General features: G+C 69.3%; 13 protein-coding genes. 10 read left to right on the forward strand and 3 right to left on the reverse strand.

What is annotated here, in order from left to right; translation table 11 throughout:
• Positions 1 to 149: 149 nt before the first annotated feature.
• A complete protein-coding gene (locus tag DXK32_RS05685; protein WP_114857626.1) occupies positions 150 to 1,841 on the reverse strand; it encodes a glycosyltransferase family 39 protein in 1,692 nt (563 codons plus the stop codon).
• A complete protein-coding gene (locus DXK32_RS05690) occupies positions 1,838 to 2,965 on the reverse strand; it encodes a glycosyltransferase family 2 protein (RefSeq protein ID WP_114857627.1) in 1,128 nt (375 codons plus the stop codon). Before DXK32_RS05690 ends, DXK32_RS05685 begins: the two co-directional genes overlap by 4 nt.
• Before the next feature lie 402 nt (positions 2,966 to 3,367).
• Between DXK32_RS05690 and DXK32_RS05695 the strand changes: the two genes are divergently transcribed.
• The 4 genes from DXK32_RS05695 to DXK32_RS05710 all read left to right on the forward strand — a co-directional run bounded on the left by DXK32_RS05695 (position 3,368) and on the right by DXK32_RS05710 (position 8,301).
• A complete protein-coding gene (locus DXK32_RS05695; protein ID WP_114857628.1) occupies positions 3,368 to 5,377 on the forward strand; it encodes a methyl-accepting chemotaxis protein in 2,010 nt (669 codons plus the stop codon).
• 118 nt (positions 5,378 to 5,495) lie between these two features.
• On the forward strand, positions 5,496 to 6,146 hold the full coding sequence (locus tag DXK32_RS05700) for an elongation factor P hydroxylase (protein WP_114857629.1): 651 nt from the start codon (positions 5,496 to 5,498) through the stop codon (positions 6,144 to 6,146).
• 51 nt (positions 6,147 to 6,197) lie between these two features.
• Positions 6,198 to 7,364 carry an ABC transporter substrate-binding protein gene (locus DXK32_RS05705; RefSeq protein ID WP_114857630.1) on the forward strand — a complete coding sequence of 389 codons (1,167 nt, stop codon included), beginning with the start codon at positions 6,198 to 6,200 and terminating at the stop codon, positions 7,362 to 7,364.
• Positions 7,365 to 7,386: 22 nt separating this feature from the next.
• A complete protein-coding gene (locus tag DXK32_RS05710) occupies positions 7,387 to 8,301 on the forward strand; it encodes a branched-chain amino acid ABC transporter permease (RefSeq protein ID WP_059398911.1) in 915 nt (304 codons plus the stop codon).
• 179 nt (positions 8,302 to 8,480) lie between these two features.
• Here the strand turns inward: DXK32_RS05710 and queC are convergent, their stop codons facing one another.
• Positions 8,481 to 9,176 carry a 7-cyano-7-deazaguanine synthase QueC gene (queC, locus tag DXK32_RS05715; protein ID WP_114857631.1) on the reverse strand — a complete coding sequence of 232 codons (696 nt, stop codon included), beginning with the start codon at positions 9,174 to 9,176 and terminating at the stop codon, positions 8,481 to 8,483.
• 229 nt (positions 9,177 to 9,405) lie between these two features.
• Here queC and DXK32_RS05720 point away from each other — a divergent pair, with 229 nt between their 5' ends.
• The 6 genes from DXK32_RS05720 (at position 9,406) to DXK32_RS05745 (ending at position 15,808) form a co-directional block, all read left to right on the forward strand.
• Positions 9,406 to 10,776, forward strand: a complete 1,371-nt coding sequence (locus DXK32_RS05720) for a hypothetical protein (protein ID WP_114857632.1) — start codon at positions 9,406 to 9,408, stop codon at positions 10,774 to 10,776.
• Between the two features lie 195 nt (positions 10,777 to 10,971).
• Positions 10,972 to 12,351 carry a diguanylate cyclase gene (locus DXK32_RS05725; RefSeq protein WP_114857633.1) on the forward strand — a complete coding sequence of 460 codons (1,380 nt, stop codon included), beginning with the start codon at positions 10,972 to 10,974 and terminating at the stop codon, positions 12,349 to 12,351.
• A gap of 134 nt (positions 12,352 to 12,485) precedes the next feature.
• Positions 12,486 to 13,505: a branched-chain amino acid ABC transporter permease gene (locus tag DXK32_RS05730; protein ID WP_114857674.1), complete on the forward strand. Its 1,020-nt coding sequence runs from the start codon at positions 12,486 to 12,488 to the stop codon at positions 13,503 to 13,505.
• On the forward strand, positions 13,502 to 14,260 hold the full coding sequence (locus DXK32_RS05735) for an ABC transporter ATP-binding protein (protein WP_247876994.1): 759 nt from the start codon (positions 13,502 to 13,504) through the stop codon (positions 14,258 to 14,260). The genes DXK32_RS05730 and DXK32_RS05735 overlap by 4 nt, the downstream gene beginning before the upstream one ends.
• On the forward strand, positions 14,260 to 14,961 hold the full coding sequence (locus DXK32_RS05740) for an ABC transporter ATP-binding protein (protein WP_114857635.1): 702 nt from the start codon (positions 14,260 to 14,262) through the stop codon (positions 14,959 to 14,961). The genes DXK32_RS05735 and DXK32_RS05740 overlap by 1 nt, the downstream gene beginning before the upstream one ends.
• On the forward strand, positions 14,951 to 15,808 hold the full coding sequence (locus DXK32_RS05745) for an alpha/beta hydrolase (protein ID WP_162801088.1): 858 nt from the start codon (positions 14,951 to 14,953) through the stop codon (positions 15,806 to 15,808). Before DXK32_RS05740 ends, DXK32_RS05745 begins: the two co-directional genes overlap by 11 nt.
• Positions 15,809 to 15,911 lie beyond the last annotated feature (103 nt).

Here is a 15,911-nt window from a genome sequence, read left to right on the forward strand (position 1 = left end):
CCCGCATCCCCACCCTCCGTCATCGGCGCGCGGAATGGGCGCGCTTGAGGGAAGAGTGGGAAGCGGTCCCGCCCGCGGGTACGCCCGCGGACGGACATCACGCCAACGGAGCAGCCCGCGCCGGGCGGGTTAGACCGGTGAGAACCCGTCTATTCGGTCGGGATTTCCGCCTGCGGCGGGCGGCGGTCCTTCACGATGGTCAGCGGCACGTCGTCGGCGGCGATCTCGATGATCGGCTGACCGCCCAGCAGGCTGGGGCACTGCTTGACCTGGGTGAAGGCCATGAAGAAATCGGCCTTGCGCCAGTCCATCCCGGTGCCGTTGATCAGCTTCAGCCAGGGCGGCAGCTCGAAGCGTACGGCCAGCGTGTTGCCGCAGACCGACAGGGTGTACTGGCGCGGCGGCGCCTTGCCGCCGTTCTCGCGCTCCACCAGGGCCACCAGCTCGGCCAGCGCCTCGTGCTGGGAGTTGCCCCAGTAATCCAGTTCGAACCGCCCCTCGGCGCCCTTCAGCCCGCCGGCGAACTGGTTGTAATAGACGTACTGGTTCGGGTGCATGGCGCCGAGCTGCCACGCGTACAGCACGGCCACCGCGATGGCCGCCGCCCCGTACGCCTGCCCCGTACGCCGGCCCAGCGCCTCGGCCCCGCTCCACAGCCGGTCGAAGGCGATGCCGGCCAGCACCGCCATCGGCGGCGCCACGAACAGGAAATGGCGGATGCCGTTGTAGACGGACGGCCGCATCAGCATGAACAGGACCACCGGCAGAAAGGCCGCCAGCGCCAGCGGCACCCAGCGCACCGCGCCGAAGGCGCCGTCGACGCTCCGCCAGCCGCCGCGCACCACCCACAGGGCGGCCAGCACCACCGCCGCCAGGGTGCCCAGCAGCACCGCCTCCGGCAGCTTCACCCCCAGATAGACCGGCAGGTAGAGCGCCGGCGGGGCGGCGGAGCTGACCATCTGCCCCATGAACAGCGTCTGGATGTCGATGGGGAAGTGCGAGACGACGCGCAGCGCCTCCAGCGGGTTCAGCGGCTTCTGCACCGCCCAGGGCCAGAACAGCGCCATCACCGCGTAGGCCAGCGGAATCGCCGGCAGCAGCGGCGGCACGGAGCGCCGGACGACGCCCAGCGCCGGCCGCAGCCCGCCCTGCCACGCCACCAGCACCACATAGAGCGCCAGCGCCACCGCGAGGTAGAATCCGGCCAGCACCCCGCCCACCCGGATCGCCAGGGTCAGGCCCAGCGCCAGCCCGAACTTCAGCACGGCGCTGCGGCGCGGGGCCGGCATCTGGCCGATGATGCGGGTGGCGAAATAGAGCGTCCACACCATGCCCGCGGCGAAGGGCACATCCTTGGTGTTGTTGAACATGGCGCCGTAATAGACGCCGGACAGCGCCAGCAGCGCCGCCGCCAGGAAGCCCGCCCGCGGCCCGGCCAGCAGCCGGGCGTAGCGCCAGCAGCCGGCGATGCCCAGCACCCCGACCAGGGCGCAGAGCAGGTGGCGCGTCTCGTACTCCTCGAACGGCGAGATCGGGACCACCAGGGCCGTCACCAGATCGAACAGCCCGCCGTAGAGGTACAGATCCTTGAAATGGAAGGCCGACCGGTCGGTGAAGCCGGACAGGTAGAAGGACAGCAGCTTCTTGCCGTAGATGTGCTGCACCTCCTCGTCGGTGCTGATTCCGTAGTTCCGGAAGGTCAGCGCGGCGAGGATGATCAGGCACAGCAGGAAAGCGCGCGCCATGTCGTCCCACAGGGCGCCGGCGCGGCGTTGCGCCAGGGCACCCGCCGGGGGCGTCGCCCCGAGGGGATTCAGGCCGAGCGGCGGCATCAGGCTCATGAAGGGCGGTCCTCGCTTCCCGGCCGGCGCCAAACACCCGCATTGGCACCCTGATGTGGCGTCGCGGCCGCGGAATCCTCCGCGAAGCCATGGGCCGAACGGACGATGTAGAGGGGACGCCCCTTCACCTCGTTGAACACGCGGCCGAGATAGTCGCCGATAACCCCCAGCGTGACGAGCTGGATGCCGCCCATGAACAGCACCGCAGCCAGCAGCGATTCATAGCCGGGCACGTCGATGCCGTAGATCAGGGTGCGCAGCAGGCGCAGCAGGATGTAGACGAAGGCGAAGCCGGAGATCGCCATGCCCACCAGGCTCCACACCCGCAGCGGGAAGGTGGAGAAGGCGGTCAGCCCGTCGAAGGACAGGCTGAGCAGCTTCAGGAAGCCCCATTTGGTGTCGCCGCCGGCGCGCTCCCCCTGCTGGTAGGGGATGCTGGCCTGACGGAAGCCGACCCAGGCGAAGATGCCCTTCATGAAGCGCGTGCGCTCGGGCATGCGGTTGATGACGTCGACCACCCGCCGGTCCATCAGCCGGAAGTCGCCGACCTCGCGCGGCAGCTTGACCTCCGACAGGTTGTCGAAGATCCAGTAGAAGGCGCGGGCGAACACCCGGTGCTTCAGGCTCTGCCCCACCCGCGCGTGGCGCACGGCGACGACCACGTCGTAGCCCTCGCGCCATTTGGCGAGGAATTGCGGTAGCAGCTCCGGCGGGTGTTGCAGGTCGGCGTCCATCGGCACCACGGCGTCGCCGGTGGTGTGGCGCAGGCCGGCCGACAGGGCCAGCTCCTTGCCGAAGTTGCGCGACAGGTCGACCACCTTGACCCGCGGGTCGGCGTCATGGACGTCCAGCAGGCGGTCGAGCGTGTCGTCGCGGCTGCCGTCGTTGACGCAGACCACCTCCCACTCGGCGTCCAGCCGGTCGAGCACCGGCACCAGCCGTTCGAACAGCGCGGCGATGTTGGGGCCTTCGTTGTAGAAGGGGATCACCACCGACAGACGCCCCCGCTTCGTGCGGGCGGAACGCGACGGCTTCGGAGGGGAAGCGGCGTCGCTCGGCTTGGGGATGGTGGCGGGAGAGGTGTCGGCGGAAGCCGCCGGAGTGGGCGCGTCGGTCAGGGACATGGCCGGCCGTTGGGTGAGATGATCACGAGCCGGGTTGGAAGGGTCCAGGCAGGCGTCCCCGGCGGGGCGCTTCGCCCTTTGGCATATAGCACGATACATGTGGATGAGCAAAACGCCTCTATTGTGACCATCCACGGCCTAAGCCGTGACCAGCACGCCGCTGGAACCGGCGCCGGAACGGTCCGTCGCTGGTGGGCTAACGCCACGGTCCCGACAAATATTCCAAGCCCCCGCGAAACCGCCAGAACCCGGAAGGATAAGGGCATCCCCAAGCGTGCGCGGAAGGGCTCCATGCCCGTTTTCGGGGGCCGGAAACCAGTTGGCACACTTAATGAATTGGTAAGCGGACACTGCCATGTTTTGTATCTAAACCATTCAGCCTCATCCGGAGTTTTCCCGATCATGAGCCTGTTCAACCATCTTCGGGTCGGCACCAAGATCACGGCGGCCAACGCCGGGGTTCTGCTCTTCCTGGTCGCCATCGGCGGCCTCGGGGTCTATGCCCTGATGGACGCCAAGCACGGCTTCGCGACCTATCAGACCCTGGCCCGCCAGACCACCGAGGTCGGGCGCATCCAGGCGACGATGCTGGAGGTCCAGCTCCAGGCCAAGACCTTCCTGCTGACCGGCAGCGAGGAGGCCGCCCACACGGTGGACTCGCTGGCCGCCGACCTCGACGGGCGGATCGACGAGGCCAAGGCCCTGTTCACCGAGCCGACGCTGAACCGCACGGTGATCCAGATGGACAACGAGCTGGGCCAGTACCGCGAGGCCTTCACCCGCATCATGGAGTTCCAGGCGACCCGCAACGAGGCGGCGGCGGAGCTTGTGGACCTTGGGGCCAAGATGGAGAAGGCGCTGAGCGGCGTCATGGACAGCGCCTACGCGGACGGCGACACCGAGGCCGCCTATCAGGCGGGCATGGCGTCCCGCCACTTCCTCGCCGCCCGCAACACCGCCAACCGCTTCCTGACCGACGGTTCGGCGGAGAGCGCCGACATCTTCCGCAAGGAGCTGCAGAACGCCCGCGAGCGCGGCAACGCGATGCTCGCCAAGCTGACCGAGCTGGAGCGCCGCCGCGGCGCCTCGTCCTTCCTGGCCTACCAGCGCGTCTTCGCCACCCAGTTCGAGAAGGCGGTCGTCGCCACCACCAAGCGGGACGAGCTGGTCGCGCAGGTGCTGGAGACGCTCGGCCCGACCGTCAACGCGCGGGTCGAGCAGCTCCGCGACGCCAGCGCCCGCCAGCAGGCGGCGCTCGGCACCTCCGCCACCGAGACCATCGACCGCGCCCGCACGGTGACCACCGCCGCCGCCGTGGTCGCCGTCCTGCTCGGGCTGATCTCCGCCCTGCTGATCGGGCGCGGCCTGTCGCGGCCCATCGTGTCGATGACCGACACCATGACCCGTCTGGCCGGCGGCGACCGCCGGGTGGAGGTGCCCGGCCTGGACCGCGGCGACGAGATCGGCGGCATGGCCAAGGCCGTCGAGGTCTTCAAGCACAGCCTGATCGACGCCGACCGCATGGCCGCGGAACAGGCCGCCGAGCATGCGACCCGCCGCGAGCGGTCGGAGCGCATCGACTCCCTGACCCGCGAGTTCGACCGCATGGTGATGGAGGTGCTGTCCCGCGTGTCCTCCGCCGCCACCCAGCTCAACAGCACGGCCCAGGGCATGTCGGCCACCGCCGAGCAGACCACCCGGCAGGCCAGCGCCGTCGCCGCCGCCTCCACCCAGGCGACCGCCAACGTGGAGACCGTCGCCGCCGCCGCCGAGGAGCTGACCAGCTCAATCCAGGAGATCAGCCGGCAGGTGGCCCAGAGCAACAGCATCGCCGGGCAGGCGGTCAGCACCGCCGAACGGACCGACGCCACCGTGCGCGGGCTGGTCGACGCCGCCCAGCGCATCGGCGAGGTGGTGCAACTCATCAACGACATCGCCAGCCAGACCAACCTGCTCGCCCTGAACGCCACCATCGAGGCCGCCCGCGCCGGCGAGGCCGGCAAGGGCTTCGCCGTCGTCGCGTCGGAGGTCAAGAGCCTCGCCAACCAGACGGCCAAGGCGACCGAGGACATCTCCGGCCAGATCGCCGGCATCCAGCAGGTCAGCCGCGAGGCCGCCGGGGCGATCGCCGAGATCGGCCGCGTGATCGGCGAGATCAGCCACATCTCCACCACCATCGCCGCGGCGGTCGAGGAGCAGGGGGCGGCCACCCAGGAGATCAGCCGCAACGTCCAGCAGGCCGCCCGCGGCACGCAGCAGGTGTCGGGCAACATCGCCGGGGTGACCCAGGCGGCGGAAGCCACCGGCGACGCCTCCCGCCAGGTGCTCGACGCCGCCGACGGGCTGAGCGGCGAGGCCGAGGGGCTGCGCGGCTTCGTCTCGCGCTTCCTGACCGACATGCGGGCCGCCTGACGGTTTCGTCTTCACCCCTCCTCCATCCGATTGCGGTGGAGGAGGGGTTTTTCTTGCGCCGCCCCGGCCCTGTTGGGCAAATAGGGGTCATTGCGCACCCCGGACCGCTGTTCCCATCATGATCCTGACCCCGATCCCGGCCGAGACGATGCCGGAGGCCCTGGCGACCTTCGAGCGCCTGCTGGCCGGCAAGCCCCTGCCCCTCGCCGCTTTCCGGCGCATCGCCGCGACGTGGCCGGTGCCCGGTGGCGTCGACACGCCCGAGCAGCGTGCCGAAGCGGTGCGGCTGGCCCACGCCCACGGCATCGGCACGCTGGACGAGCCGCCGAACGCCTCCTTCATGTGGGACGGCGCGGTCATCCGCACCGACGTGGAATCGACGGTCATTGTTCATGAGGTCGCCCACTGGCTGGTCGCCGCGCCCGAGCGCCGTCCGCTCTACGACTTCGGCCTGGGGCCGGGGCCGGAGACGACGCTGCGCAAGGAGGCGCGCAGCCAGCAGAAGCTGACCTTCGAGGAGTGCATGCACGAGGAGCAACAGACCTCCCTGCTCGGCGTGCTGTGGGAGGCCGAGTTGGGCCAGCCGGCGATCCTCGCCTTCCTGGAGCAGAACTGGATGGAGCGCTGGGAGCGGGAGAGCACCGCCGCCTTCTTCATCCGCCATGTCGAGGAACTCTTCACCCGCGGCCTGATCGACGCCGAGGGCCGCCCGTCCACGGCGCGCGCCTGGGCGGACGAGCGGGCGGACGAACGGATGCGGGCCGCCTGAACTTTGCGCTGCCCATAAATCAATCATAAAATCCCTGGAGGCTGGACCGTCATGACCCGCAACCTGCTTACGCTGGCCTCCGCGCTGGCCCTGCTCGCCACCCCGGCGGCGGCGGACACGCTGAAGATCGGCATGATCACCACCCTGTCCGGCCCCGGCGCGGGGCTGGGCATCGACATCCGCGACGGCTTCGCGCTGGCGGTGGAGCATGCGGGCGGCAAGCTGGGCGGGCAGGACACCCAGGTCATCGAGGCGGACGACCAGCAGAAGCCGGACGTCGCCGTCGGCCTCGCCAACCGCATGGTCGAGCGCGACCGTGTGCAGGTGGTGACCGGCGTGGTCTGGTCGAACCTCGCGCTGGCCATGCTGCCGACGCTGGCCGGCGGGCAGACCTTCTTCATCAGCCCGAACGCCGGCCCGTCGCAACTGGCGGGCGCGCAGTGCAACCCGTACTTCTTCAACGCCGCCTACCAGAACGACCAGATCCATGAGGCCGTGGGCAAGCATGTCCAGGACGAGGGCTTCAAGAAGGTCTATCTGATGGCCCCCAACTACCCGGCGGGCAAGGACGGCTTGGCCGGCTTCAAGCGCTACTACAAGGGCGAGGTCGCCGGCGAGGTCTACACCCAGGTCGGGCAGCTCGACTACGCGGCGGAGCTGGCGCAGCTCAAGGCCGCGGCCCCGGACGCCGTCTACGTCTTCTACCCCGGCGGCATGGGCATCAACTTCATCAAGCAGTATGAGCAGGCCGGGCTGAAGGGCGCCGTGCCGCTGTTCGGCCCCGGCTTCTCCTTCGACCAGGACATCCTGGCGGCGGTCGGCGAGTCGGCGCTGGGCGTCAAGAACTCGGCACAGTGGAGCCCGGACCTCGACAACGCCGCCAACAAGAAGTTCGTCGCCGACTTCAAGGCCAAGTACGGGCGCATCCCGTCCATGTACGCCGCCCAGGGCTACGACACGGCGCTGCTGATCGACACGGCGGTGAAGGCGGTCGACGGCAACCTGAAGGACAAGGACAAGCTGCGCGCCGCCCTGGCCTCCGCCAAGCTGCAGAGCCTGCGCGGCGAGGTGGCGTTCAACACCAACCACTACCCGATCCACAACATCTACCTGCGCGAGGTCGTGAAGGGCGCCGACGGTGCGGTGACCAACAAGACGGTCGCCACGGTCTTCACCAACCACGCCGACGCCTACGTCAAAGACTGCCCGATGAAGTGAGGCGCAGGCAGGACGCCGGAGAATGGACGCGCTCCTCCTCGTCGAACAGGGGCTGAACGGGCTTCAGCTCGGCGTGATGCTGTTCCTGATGGCCGCCGGGCTGACGCTCGTCTTCGGCATCATGGACCTCATCAACCTCGCCCACGGCACCTTCTACATGGTCGGCGCCTACCTGACGGCGGCGCTGGTCCCGGTGCTCGACAGCTTCCCGCTGGCGCTGGCGGCGGCGGTTCTGCTGACGGCGCTGCTCGGGCTGGTCGTGGAGGCGGTGGCGCTGCGCACGCTCTACCGCCGCGACCACCTGGATCAGGTGCTGGCGACCTTCGGGCTGATCCTGTTCTTCAACGAGCTGGTGAAGATCGTCTTCGGCCCGGTCCCCATCTTCCTGAACCCGCCGGCGGCGCTGGCCGGGACGGTGGACCTGTTCGGGCTGAAATACCCGGCCTTCCGGCTGGCCATCCTCGCCGTGGGCCTCGCCGTGGCGGTGTTCCTGTGGCTGCTGATCGCCCGCACGCGGGTCGGCATGCTGATCCGCGCCGGCGCCACCAACCGCGAGATGGTGATGGCGCTGGGGGTGGACGTCCGGCTGCTGTTCGGGCTGGTCTTCGCGCTGGGCTGCGGGCTGGCCGGGCTGGCCGGCGCCATGGCCGGGCCGGTGCTGGCCGTTCAGGTCGGCATGGGCGAGCAGATCCTGATCCTGACCTTCGTGGTCATCGTGATCGGCGGCATCGGCTCGATCCGCGGGGCGCTGGCCGGCGCCCTGCTGGTCGGCATGGTGGACACGCTGGGCCGCGCCCTGCTGCCCGCCGCCTTCCGTCTGGTGATGGACGCCGCCAACGCCAGCGCCGCCGGGGCGGCCCTGGCCTCCATGGCGATCTACGTGCTGATGGCGGTGGTCCTGGCGATCAAGCCCAAGGGGCTGTTCCCGGCGCACTGAGGTCCGGGAGTCTTGGGGGCAACAGGGTCTTCACGGATTGCACGGATTTTGGCACGGATGACACGGATTTCTTTTTGAGCGTGCTCGGCGCGTGCCTATCGGAAAGGCCTGCACTGGGAACGGATCAAAGAAAATCCGCGAAATCCGTGTGAATCCGTTGCCCCCGAAAATCCCGGACCTCACCGCGGCCCATAGGCCACCGGGTCGGCCAGCCCGGCCTCCTGGAAGCCCTTCAACCGCAGCAGGCAGCTGTCGCAGGAGCAGCAGGCCGCGCCGTCCGGCGCCGGATCGTAGCAGGAGTGGGTCAGGCCGTAATCCACCCCCAGCTCCAACCCGCGGCGGATGATGCCCGCCTTGTCGAGCGTCATCAGCGGGGCGTGGATCTTGAACCGGCTGGTGCCCTCCACCCCCACCTTGGTGGCGAGATTCGCCATGGTCTCGAAGGCGGCGATGTATTCGGGCCGGCAGTCCGGATAGCCGGAATAGTCCAGCGCGTTCACGCCGATGAAGATGTCCGACGCCTCCAGCGTCTCCGCCCAGGCCAGCGCGAAGGACAGGAACACCGTGTTGCGCGCCGGGACGTAGGTCACCGGGATGCCCGTCCCCAGATCCGCCGCGCTGGCGTGCTTGGGCACGGCGATGGCGTCGGTGAGGGCGGAGCCGCCGAAGGCCCGGAGGTCGATGTCGGCGATGACGTGGCGGTCCACCGCCATGGCCGTGGCGACGCGCCGGGCCGCCTCCAGCTCCACCGCATGGCGCTGCCCGTAGCGGAAGCTGAGCGCGTTCAGCCGATAGCCCTGCTCCCGGGCGATGGCCAGCACCGTCGTGGAGTCCAGCCCGCCGCTGACCAGCACCACCGCGTTCCTTGCGTTCATGTCTCCGCCCTTTCCCATGACCTCATGGCCGGCCCGGCATAACCCCGTCCTCGCCGTCGGTCAATGGCGGCGGCCAACCGGTGGCAATCACCCTCGCGACGGAAAAAACGTCAGGCTGTTAACGCTTCGGAAATTCCCCTTGCAACACACTTGTTAGCGAACAGAACATTCAGAAAGCAGGTACGAAGCCGGCGCCGCGACCTCCGCCGGTTGCGAGGGAGACATTGCCGTGAACGCAGTCCAACCGCCGCCCAGCGCCCAGGACGACCACACGGACCGGACCGGCATCGCCCCCCCTTGTCACTGCGACGGCGCCGCCAAGGCGGCGGATTGCCAAGCCTCCTGCCATCTGAACGATTCATCCTTCCGCGAGCGGGCCAGGGAAATCCTCTTCAGCGGCCGGCTCATCACCGCCGGGGCGGTGCATCTGATCGGGCTGGAGGACATCCGGGAGCATCTCGGCGACCGCTGGGAGCGGGTGAAGGAGCGGGTCCACGTCTACACCGACCGCCTGCTCGAAAAGATGCTGTCCCCCCAGGACGTGTGGTTCCGGCACGGCGATTCCCAGTTCATCATCGTGTTCGCCCACGCGGACATCCAGGCGGCGCAGCTCATCTGCGGGAAGATCGTCGAATCCCTGCACCAGTCCCTGCTGGGGCACAGCGACACCAGCCAGATCGTCGTCAAGACCGCGCTGATGGAGATCGACGGCAGCATCGCGGTCGGCAGCGCGCGGCTGGACGAGCTGCTCAACGCCGCCAGCCAGTCGAAGGCGCCCGCCGGCCAGCCGCCGTCCGGGGAGCGCCGGCGCCCCTCGCTGGCGGCCTTCGCGCTCGGCAACGACGAGCCGCCGCCGCCGCCCAAGGTGCTCTTCCGCCCGGTCTACGACGTGCGCCACAAGGTGATTTCCACCTACACCTGCCGTCCGGACCTCCTGACCTGCCGGAACATCAACCAGATCATCATGGCCGAATTCCTGCAGGAGGAGGCCATCTTCGAATACGACATGGAGGCCCTGTGCCACGCCGTCCGCACCTACGATGAGCTGTACAAGAAGAATTTCCGCTACGCCCAGACCATCCCCGTCCATTTCGAAACCCTCGCCTCGGCGCGGCGGCGGCGGGAGTATCTCCAATCCTGCCGGATGATCCCCCCCTGCCTGATCCCCTTCCTGGCCTTCGAGCTGGAAGGGTTGCCGCAGGGCATTCCCAACGGCCGGCTGGCCGAATTGGTCACCCTGCTCCGCCCCTTCGGGCGCGCCACCATCGTCATCCTGCGCGAGGAGAACACCGACATCGGCACCTACGCCAGAGCCGGCGTCAAGGGTGTCGGGCTGGCCATGGACTTCCGGGACGGCGATCAGCGCTGCATCGACAAGATCAACGCCTTCTGCCCCGTCCCGCGCAAACACGGCCTGTTCGCCTATCTGGACGGCATCCGGAACGTCGAGCAGTTCCAGGCGGCGATTGAGGCCGGGGCGGCCTATGTCGGCGGGGCCGTGGTCGGCAAGGATTCCGAGTTCCCGGAACACATGCGGCGCTGCACCGAGCGGCAGATGCTCTTCCGCGCCCGAGTGAAGGCACGCCGCGAATCGGCTTAGCCAAATCCGGCGAAGGCACGCCCCTTTCCGCATAGGACATCAGGAGGCAGCGGCCGGACGGCTTTGTTAACGCATTAGCAAGTGCGAAAGGATCATCCTGTTTGTGCAGTCGATCCAGTCATCTTCGCACCCATTCCAGGCGGCTGCCCTGCCTTTGGGTTCGCGCTCCCCACAACCGGAAAGGGAAGCTCGGCCATGGTCATGAATCACCCCTCCGGTCCCGACGGCACCATCCCGGAACAGGATGACGGCGCCACCCCGTCCGCGCCCCCCACCCCCGGCCAATCGATCGACGAGTCCTTCAAGGAGCGCGCCCGGCAGATCCTGGCGCACAGCCAGACGGTCACCGCGGGCTCGGTCCACCTGATCGGCCTCGACGAGATCCGGCAGGAGTTGGGCGACCGCTGGGGAAGCGTGAACGAGCGGGTGCACGTCTACACCGAGCGCATGCTCAAGAAGGTGCTGTCGCCGCGCGACGTCTGGTTCCGCTATGGCGAAAACCACTACATCATCGTCTTCTCCCAGGCGGACCGGAAGTCGGCGCAGCTCACCTGCAGCAAGGTGATGGAAAGCCTGCACCAGGCGTTGCTGGGTCACGCCGACACGCGGCGCATCACCGTCAAGACCGCGGTGGTGGACGTCGGCGGCGGGGTCGCCCTGGACACCGCCCGGCTGGCCGACCTGCTCAAGGACGCCGTCCACAAGCCCGAGGCTGTCGTGGCGACCTCCCCCCCGCCGGCCGAGGGCGCCGTTCCGGCGGCGGCGGCGGAGGCGCGGCGCCCGCATTGGACCGAGATGCCGGCGGACACCGTCACGCCGCAGCATCGGCCCAAGGTGCTGTTCCGTCCGGTCTTCGACGTGAAGCACAAGGTGGTGTCGACCTACTGCTGCCGCACCGACGCGGACACGGCCCGCTACCTGAACCTGATGGACTCCTTCGACCCGGAGCGCGAGGAGGCCGTCTTCGACCTCGACATGGAGACGCTGAGCCTCGCGGTCAGCACCTACAACGAGCTGTACGCCAACAAATTCCGCTACGCCCAGACCATCCCCGTCCATTTCGGCACGCTCGCCTCCAGCCGGCGGCGGCGGGAATACATCCAGGCCTGCCGGATGATCCCACGCGTCCTGATGCCCTTCCTGGCCTTCGAGCTGGACGGGCTGCCGGCCGGCGTTCCCTATGGCCGGCTGGCCGAGATCGTGGCGATGTTGCGCCCCTTCGCCCGGGCCGCCATGGTCATCCTGCACGAGGACGCGGGCGACCTGTCGGTCTACGCCACTGCCGGCGTCAAGGGGGTCGGGCTGCGGCTGGACGGGCGGGAGGACGAGCCGCACATCCTGGAGCGGGTGCAGGCCTTCTGCCCCGGACCGCGCAAGTTCGGCATGTTCGCCTACGTGGACGGCGTGCGCACCCCTGTGGAGCTGGAGGCGGCGGAGGCCGCGGGCGCCGTCTATCTGAGCGGCCCCATCATCGGCGAGGATTCGGAGGTGCCGGAGCACATGAAGCGCTGCACCGAACGCCAGCTCCTTCAGCGGTCGCGGCGGCGCCACCACCACGACACGCCCTGGGGGTGAGAAGGCGGGGGTGAGAAGGCGGGGATGAGAGGGCCGGCGCGACCTTTTGTGTTCAAGCCCGCCCATCTGTGCGAAAAGACGGGCTTGCCGATTGGCCTGCTGACTGATTGACCGCCCCTCTTTTCCGGCCCTCCATGCCCCCGACCGCGCCCCGATCCGCCCTGCTCACCCGCCCCCGCATCGCCCTGCTGATCCTGCTGGCCGTCGCGCTGGCGCTTCCCACCGTCGCCGGCTGGATGGGGGAACCCTTCTATGTGCGGCTGGCGACGCGCATCCTGGTCTTCGCCCTGGCGGCGGTCAGCCTCGACCTGATCCTGGGCTTCGGCGGGATGGTCAGCTTCGGCCACGCCGCCTTCGTCGGGATCGGCGGCTACGCCGTCGGCATCCTGTTCGCCCACCAGGCGGACGGATCGACGCTGTTCGGCCTTCCCGGCACGGTGAACGGGCTGATCGTCTGGCCGCTGGCCATGCTGGCCGGGGCGCTGGCGGCGCTGCCGGTGGGGGCGATCTCGCTGCGCACCACCGGCGTTCCCTTCATCATGATCACGCTCGCCTTCGCCCAGATGCTCTTCTACCTGATGACCGGGCTGAAGGCCTATGGCGGGGACGACGGCATCGCGCTGTGGAGCCGCTCCACCCTGCCCGGCCCGCTCAACATCGCCGACCACACCACCTTCTATTACGTGGTGCTGGGGCTTCTGGTGGCGGCGCTGGCGCTGGGCTGGCGGCTGGTCAACTCCCGCTTCGGGCGGGTGATCCGCGGCGCCAAGGACAACGAGCGGCGGATGGCCGCGCTCGGCTACCCGGTCACCCGCTACAAGCTCGCCGCCTTCGTCATCGCCGGGGCGCTGGCCGGGCTGGCCGGCGCGCTGCTCGCCAACGCCACCATGTTCGTCGGGCCGCAGTACCTGCATTGGAGCCGCTCCGGCGACCTGATCGTGATGGTCGTGCTGGGCGGCATCGGCACGCTGATCGGCCCGGTGCTGGGCGCCGCCGCGCTGCTGCTGCTGGAGGAGTTCGTGCCGGAGCTGATGGACCTCGCCCACGCCGGGCTGGGCGAGCATTGGAAGATCGTGCTGGGGCCGGTGCTGATCCTTCTGGTTCTGTACGCCCGCAAAGGGTTGTGGGGCGTCGTCGCCGGGAGGCGCCCGTGAGCAGTCCCCTGCTGAGCACAAACGGACTGGTCAAGCGCTTCGGCGGGCTGGCTGCCACCGACGGCCTCTCGCTGTCCGTCGCGGAGGGGGAACTCCACGCCCTGATCGGCCCGAACGGAGCCGGCAAGACCACCCTGATCGGCCAGCTGTCGGGGGAACTGACACCCGATTCCGGAACCATCCGGTTCGACGGGCGCGACGTCACCCGCCTGCCCGTGCACAAGCGGGCGCAGCGCGGGCTGGCGCGCAGCTTCCAGATCACCTCGATCTTCCCCAGCTTCACCGCGCTCGACAACGTGGCGCTGGCGGTGCAGGCCCACGCCGGGCACAGCTTCCGCTTCTGGCGCGACGCCGGGCGCGACCGCCGGCTCGCCGACCCCGCCCGCGCGGTGCTGGAACGGGTCGGGCTGGGCGCGCGGGCCGGCACCCGCGCCGACGCGCTGGCCCATGGCGAGAAGCGGCAGCTCGAACTGGCGATGGCCCTGGCCACCGGGCCGCGGCTGCTGCTGCTCGACGAGCCGATGGCCGGCATGGGACCGGAGGACTCCGCCCGCATGGTCGAGCTGCTGCAAGAGCTGAAGGGCGGCGTGACGATCCTGCTGGTGGAACACGACATGGACGCCGTCTTCGCGCTGGCCGACCGCATCACCGTTCTGGTGCGCGGCAAGGACCTCGCCAGCGGCACCCCGGCCGAGATCCGCAACGACCCGGCGGTGCGCGAGGCCTATCTCGGCGACGAACTGGAGGTCGCCTGATGCTGCGCGTCGCCAACCTGACCGCCGCCTACGGCTCCAGCCAGGCGCTGTTCGGCATGGAGCTGTCCGTCGACGCCGGGGAGGCGGTGACCCTGATGGGCCGCAACGGCATGGGCAAGACCACGACCATCAAAGCCATCATGGGCCTCGTGGCGCCGACCGGCGGCTCCATCGCCTTCGAGGGGGCGGAGATCGCCGGCCGGCCGCCGCACCGCATCGCGCGGGGCGGCATCGCCCTGGTCCCGGAGGGGCGGCAGGTCTTCCCCACCCTGACCGTGCGCGAGAATCTGATCGCCACCGCCGCCAACCGCTTCGCGCGGCGCGATCCCTGGACGGTGGAGCGGGTGCACGCCCTGTTCCCCCGGCTGGCCGAGCGCGCCGGCAACCTCGCCCGCAACCTGTCGGGCGGGGAGCAGCAGATGCTCGCCGTCGGGCGCGCCCTGATGACCAACCCCAAGCTGCTGATCCTCGACGAGGCGACGGAGGGGCTGGCCCCGCTGGTCCGCCAGGAGATCTGGGACTGCCTCGCCCGCCTGAAGGACGAGGGGCAGGCGATCCTGGTGGTGGACAAGAACGTCCACGCCCTCGCCGCCCTGGCCGACCGCCATCACGTCATCGAGAAGGGGCGGCTGGTCTGGTCCGGCAGCTCCGCCGCCCTGCTCGCCGACCCCACCCTGAAGGAGCGCTACCTTGGCGTCTGACCCTCTGTACAGCGGCATGACCGCCGCCGAGATCGACCGCCAGTACAATTTCCGCAAGCTGGTGCCGGAGCACCCGGCCTATTTCGCCCGCTGGCAGGCGGAGAGCGAGGCGGTGCGCGCCCGGCTCAACGGCCGCTACGACATCCCCACCGGCCCGCACCCGCGCCAGCGCGCCGACGTCTTCCCCGCCGGCCTCTTCCCCGCCGGAGACGGCGCTCCGGTGCTGGTCTTCATCCACGGCGGCTACTGGCGCGCCCTGTCGAAGGACCTGCATTCCTTCATCGCCGCTCCCTATGTGGAGCGCGGGGTGGCGGTGGTCCTGCTCGGCTACGGCCTGTGCCCGGAGGTGACGATGGACGAGCTGTGCGGCCACGCCCAGACTGGGCTCGACTGGGTGTTCGCCAACGCGGCCGGCTTCGGCGGCGATCCGCGGCGGGTGGTGGTGTCCGGCCATTCGGCGGGCGGCCACCTGACGGCCAAGCTGGTCTCGGAGAACCGCGACCGCGTCGCCGGCGGCATCCCGATCAGCGGCCTCTACGACCTGGAGCCGATGCTCGGCTTCGAGGTGAACGAACAGTTGCGGCTCGACGCCGACTCGGCGCGGCGGCTGAGCCCGATCCACGCCGTTCCCGCCCCCGCCCCGCTGCTGATGCCGGCGCTGGGCGGCCTTGAGACCGACGCGATGCACCGCCAGCAGGCCGACTACGCCCTGGCCTGGGCGGCGCAGGGCAACGCGGTGCGGGAGATCGTGGAGCCGGGCGCCGACCATTTCAGCGTGGTCGACCGTTTCGCCGAACCGGGCAGCCTGCTGTTCGAGGCGGCGCTGGCGATGCTCCGAGGAATGTAATGCCTGTATTCCTTGACACTTACTCAGAATCAAAAAATGGATAGATTTCATCGGTAGCTTATACTCTAAGTCTTAGTGAAATTTTAATAATCCCCTAACGCTA

The sequence above is a fragment of the Azospirillum brasilense genome, assembly GCF_003349955.1.
In the GTDB taxonomy this organism is placed as follows: Bacteria; Pseudomonadota; Alphaproteobacteria; order Azospirillales; family Azospirillaceae; genus Azospirillum; species Azospirillum brasilense_B.

Excerpts from the sequence above, each read along its gene's own strand:
- DXK32_RS05710 (WP_059398911.1), top strand. The coding sequence starts at position 7,387 with ATGGACGCGCTCCTCCTCGTCGAACAGGGGCTGAACGGGCTTCAGCTC.
- queC (WP_114857631.1), bottom strand. The coding sequence starts at position 9,176 with ATGAACGCAAGGAACGCGGTGGTGCTGGTCAGCGGCGGGCTGGACTCC.
- DXK32_RS05725 (WP_114857633.1), top strand. The coding sequence starts at position 10,972 with ATGGTCATGAATCACCCCTCCGGTCCCGACGGCACCATCCCGGAACAG.
- DXK32_RS05700 (WP_114857629.1), top strand. The coding sequence starts at position 5,496 with ATGATCCTGACCCCGATCCCGGCCGAGACGATGCCGGAGGCCCTGGCG.
- DXK32_RS05695 (WP_114857628.1), top strand. The coding sequence starts at position 3,368 with ATGAGCCTGTTCAACCATCTTCGGGTCGGCACCAAGATCACGGCGGCC.
- DXK32_RS05690 (WP_114857627.1), bottom strand. The coding sequence starts at position 2,965 with ATGTCCCTGACCGACGCGCCCACTCCGGCGGCTTCCGCCGACACCTCT.
- DXK32_RS05685 (WP_114857626.1), bottom strand. The coding sequence starts at position 1,841 with ATGAGCCTGATGCCGCCGCTCGGCCTGAATCCCCTCGGGGCGACGCCC.
- DXK32_RS05705 (WP_114857630.1), top strand. The coding sequence starts at position 6,198 with ATGACCCGCAACCTGCTTACGCTGGCCTCCGCGCTGGCCCTGCTCGCC.
- DXK32_RS05740 (WP_114857635.1), top strand. The coding sequence starts at position 14,260 with ATGCTGCGCGTCGCCAACCTGACCGCCGCCTACGGCTCCAGCCAGGCG.
- DXK32_RS05730 (WP_114857674.1), top strand. The coding sequence starts at position 12,486 with ATGCCCCCGACCGCGCCCCGATCCGCCCTGCTCACCCGCCCCCGCATC.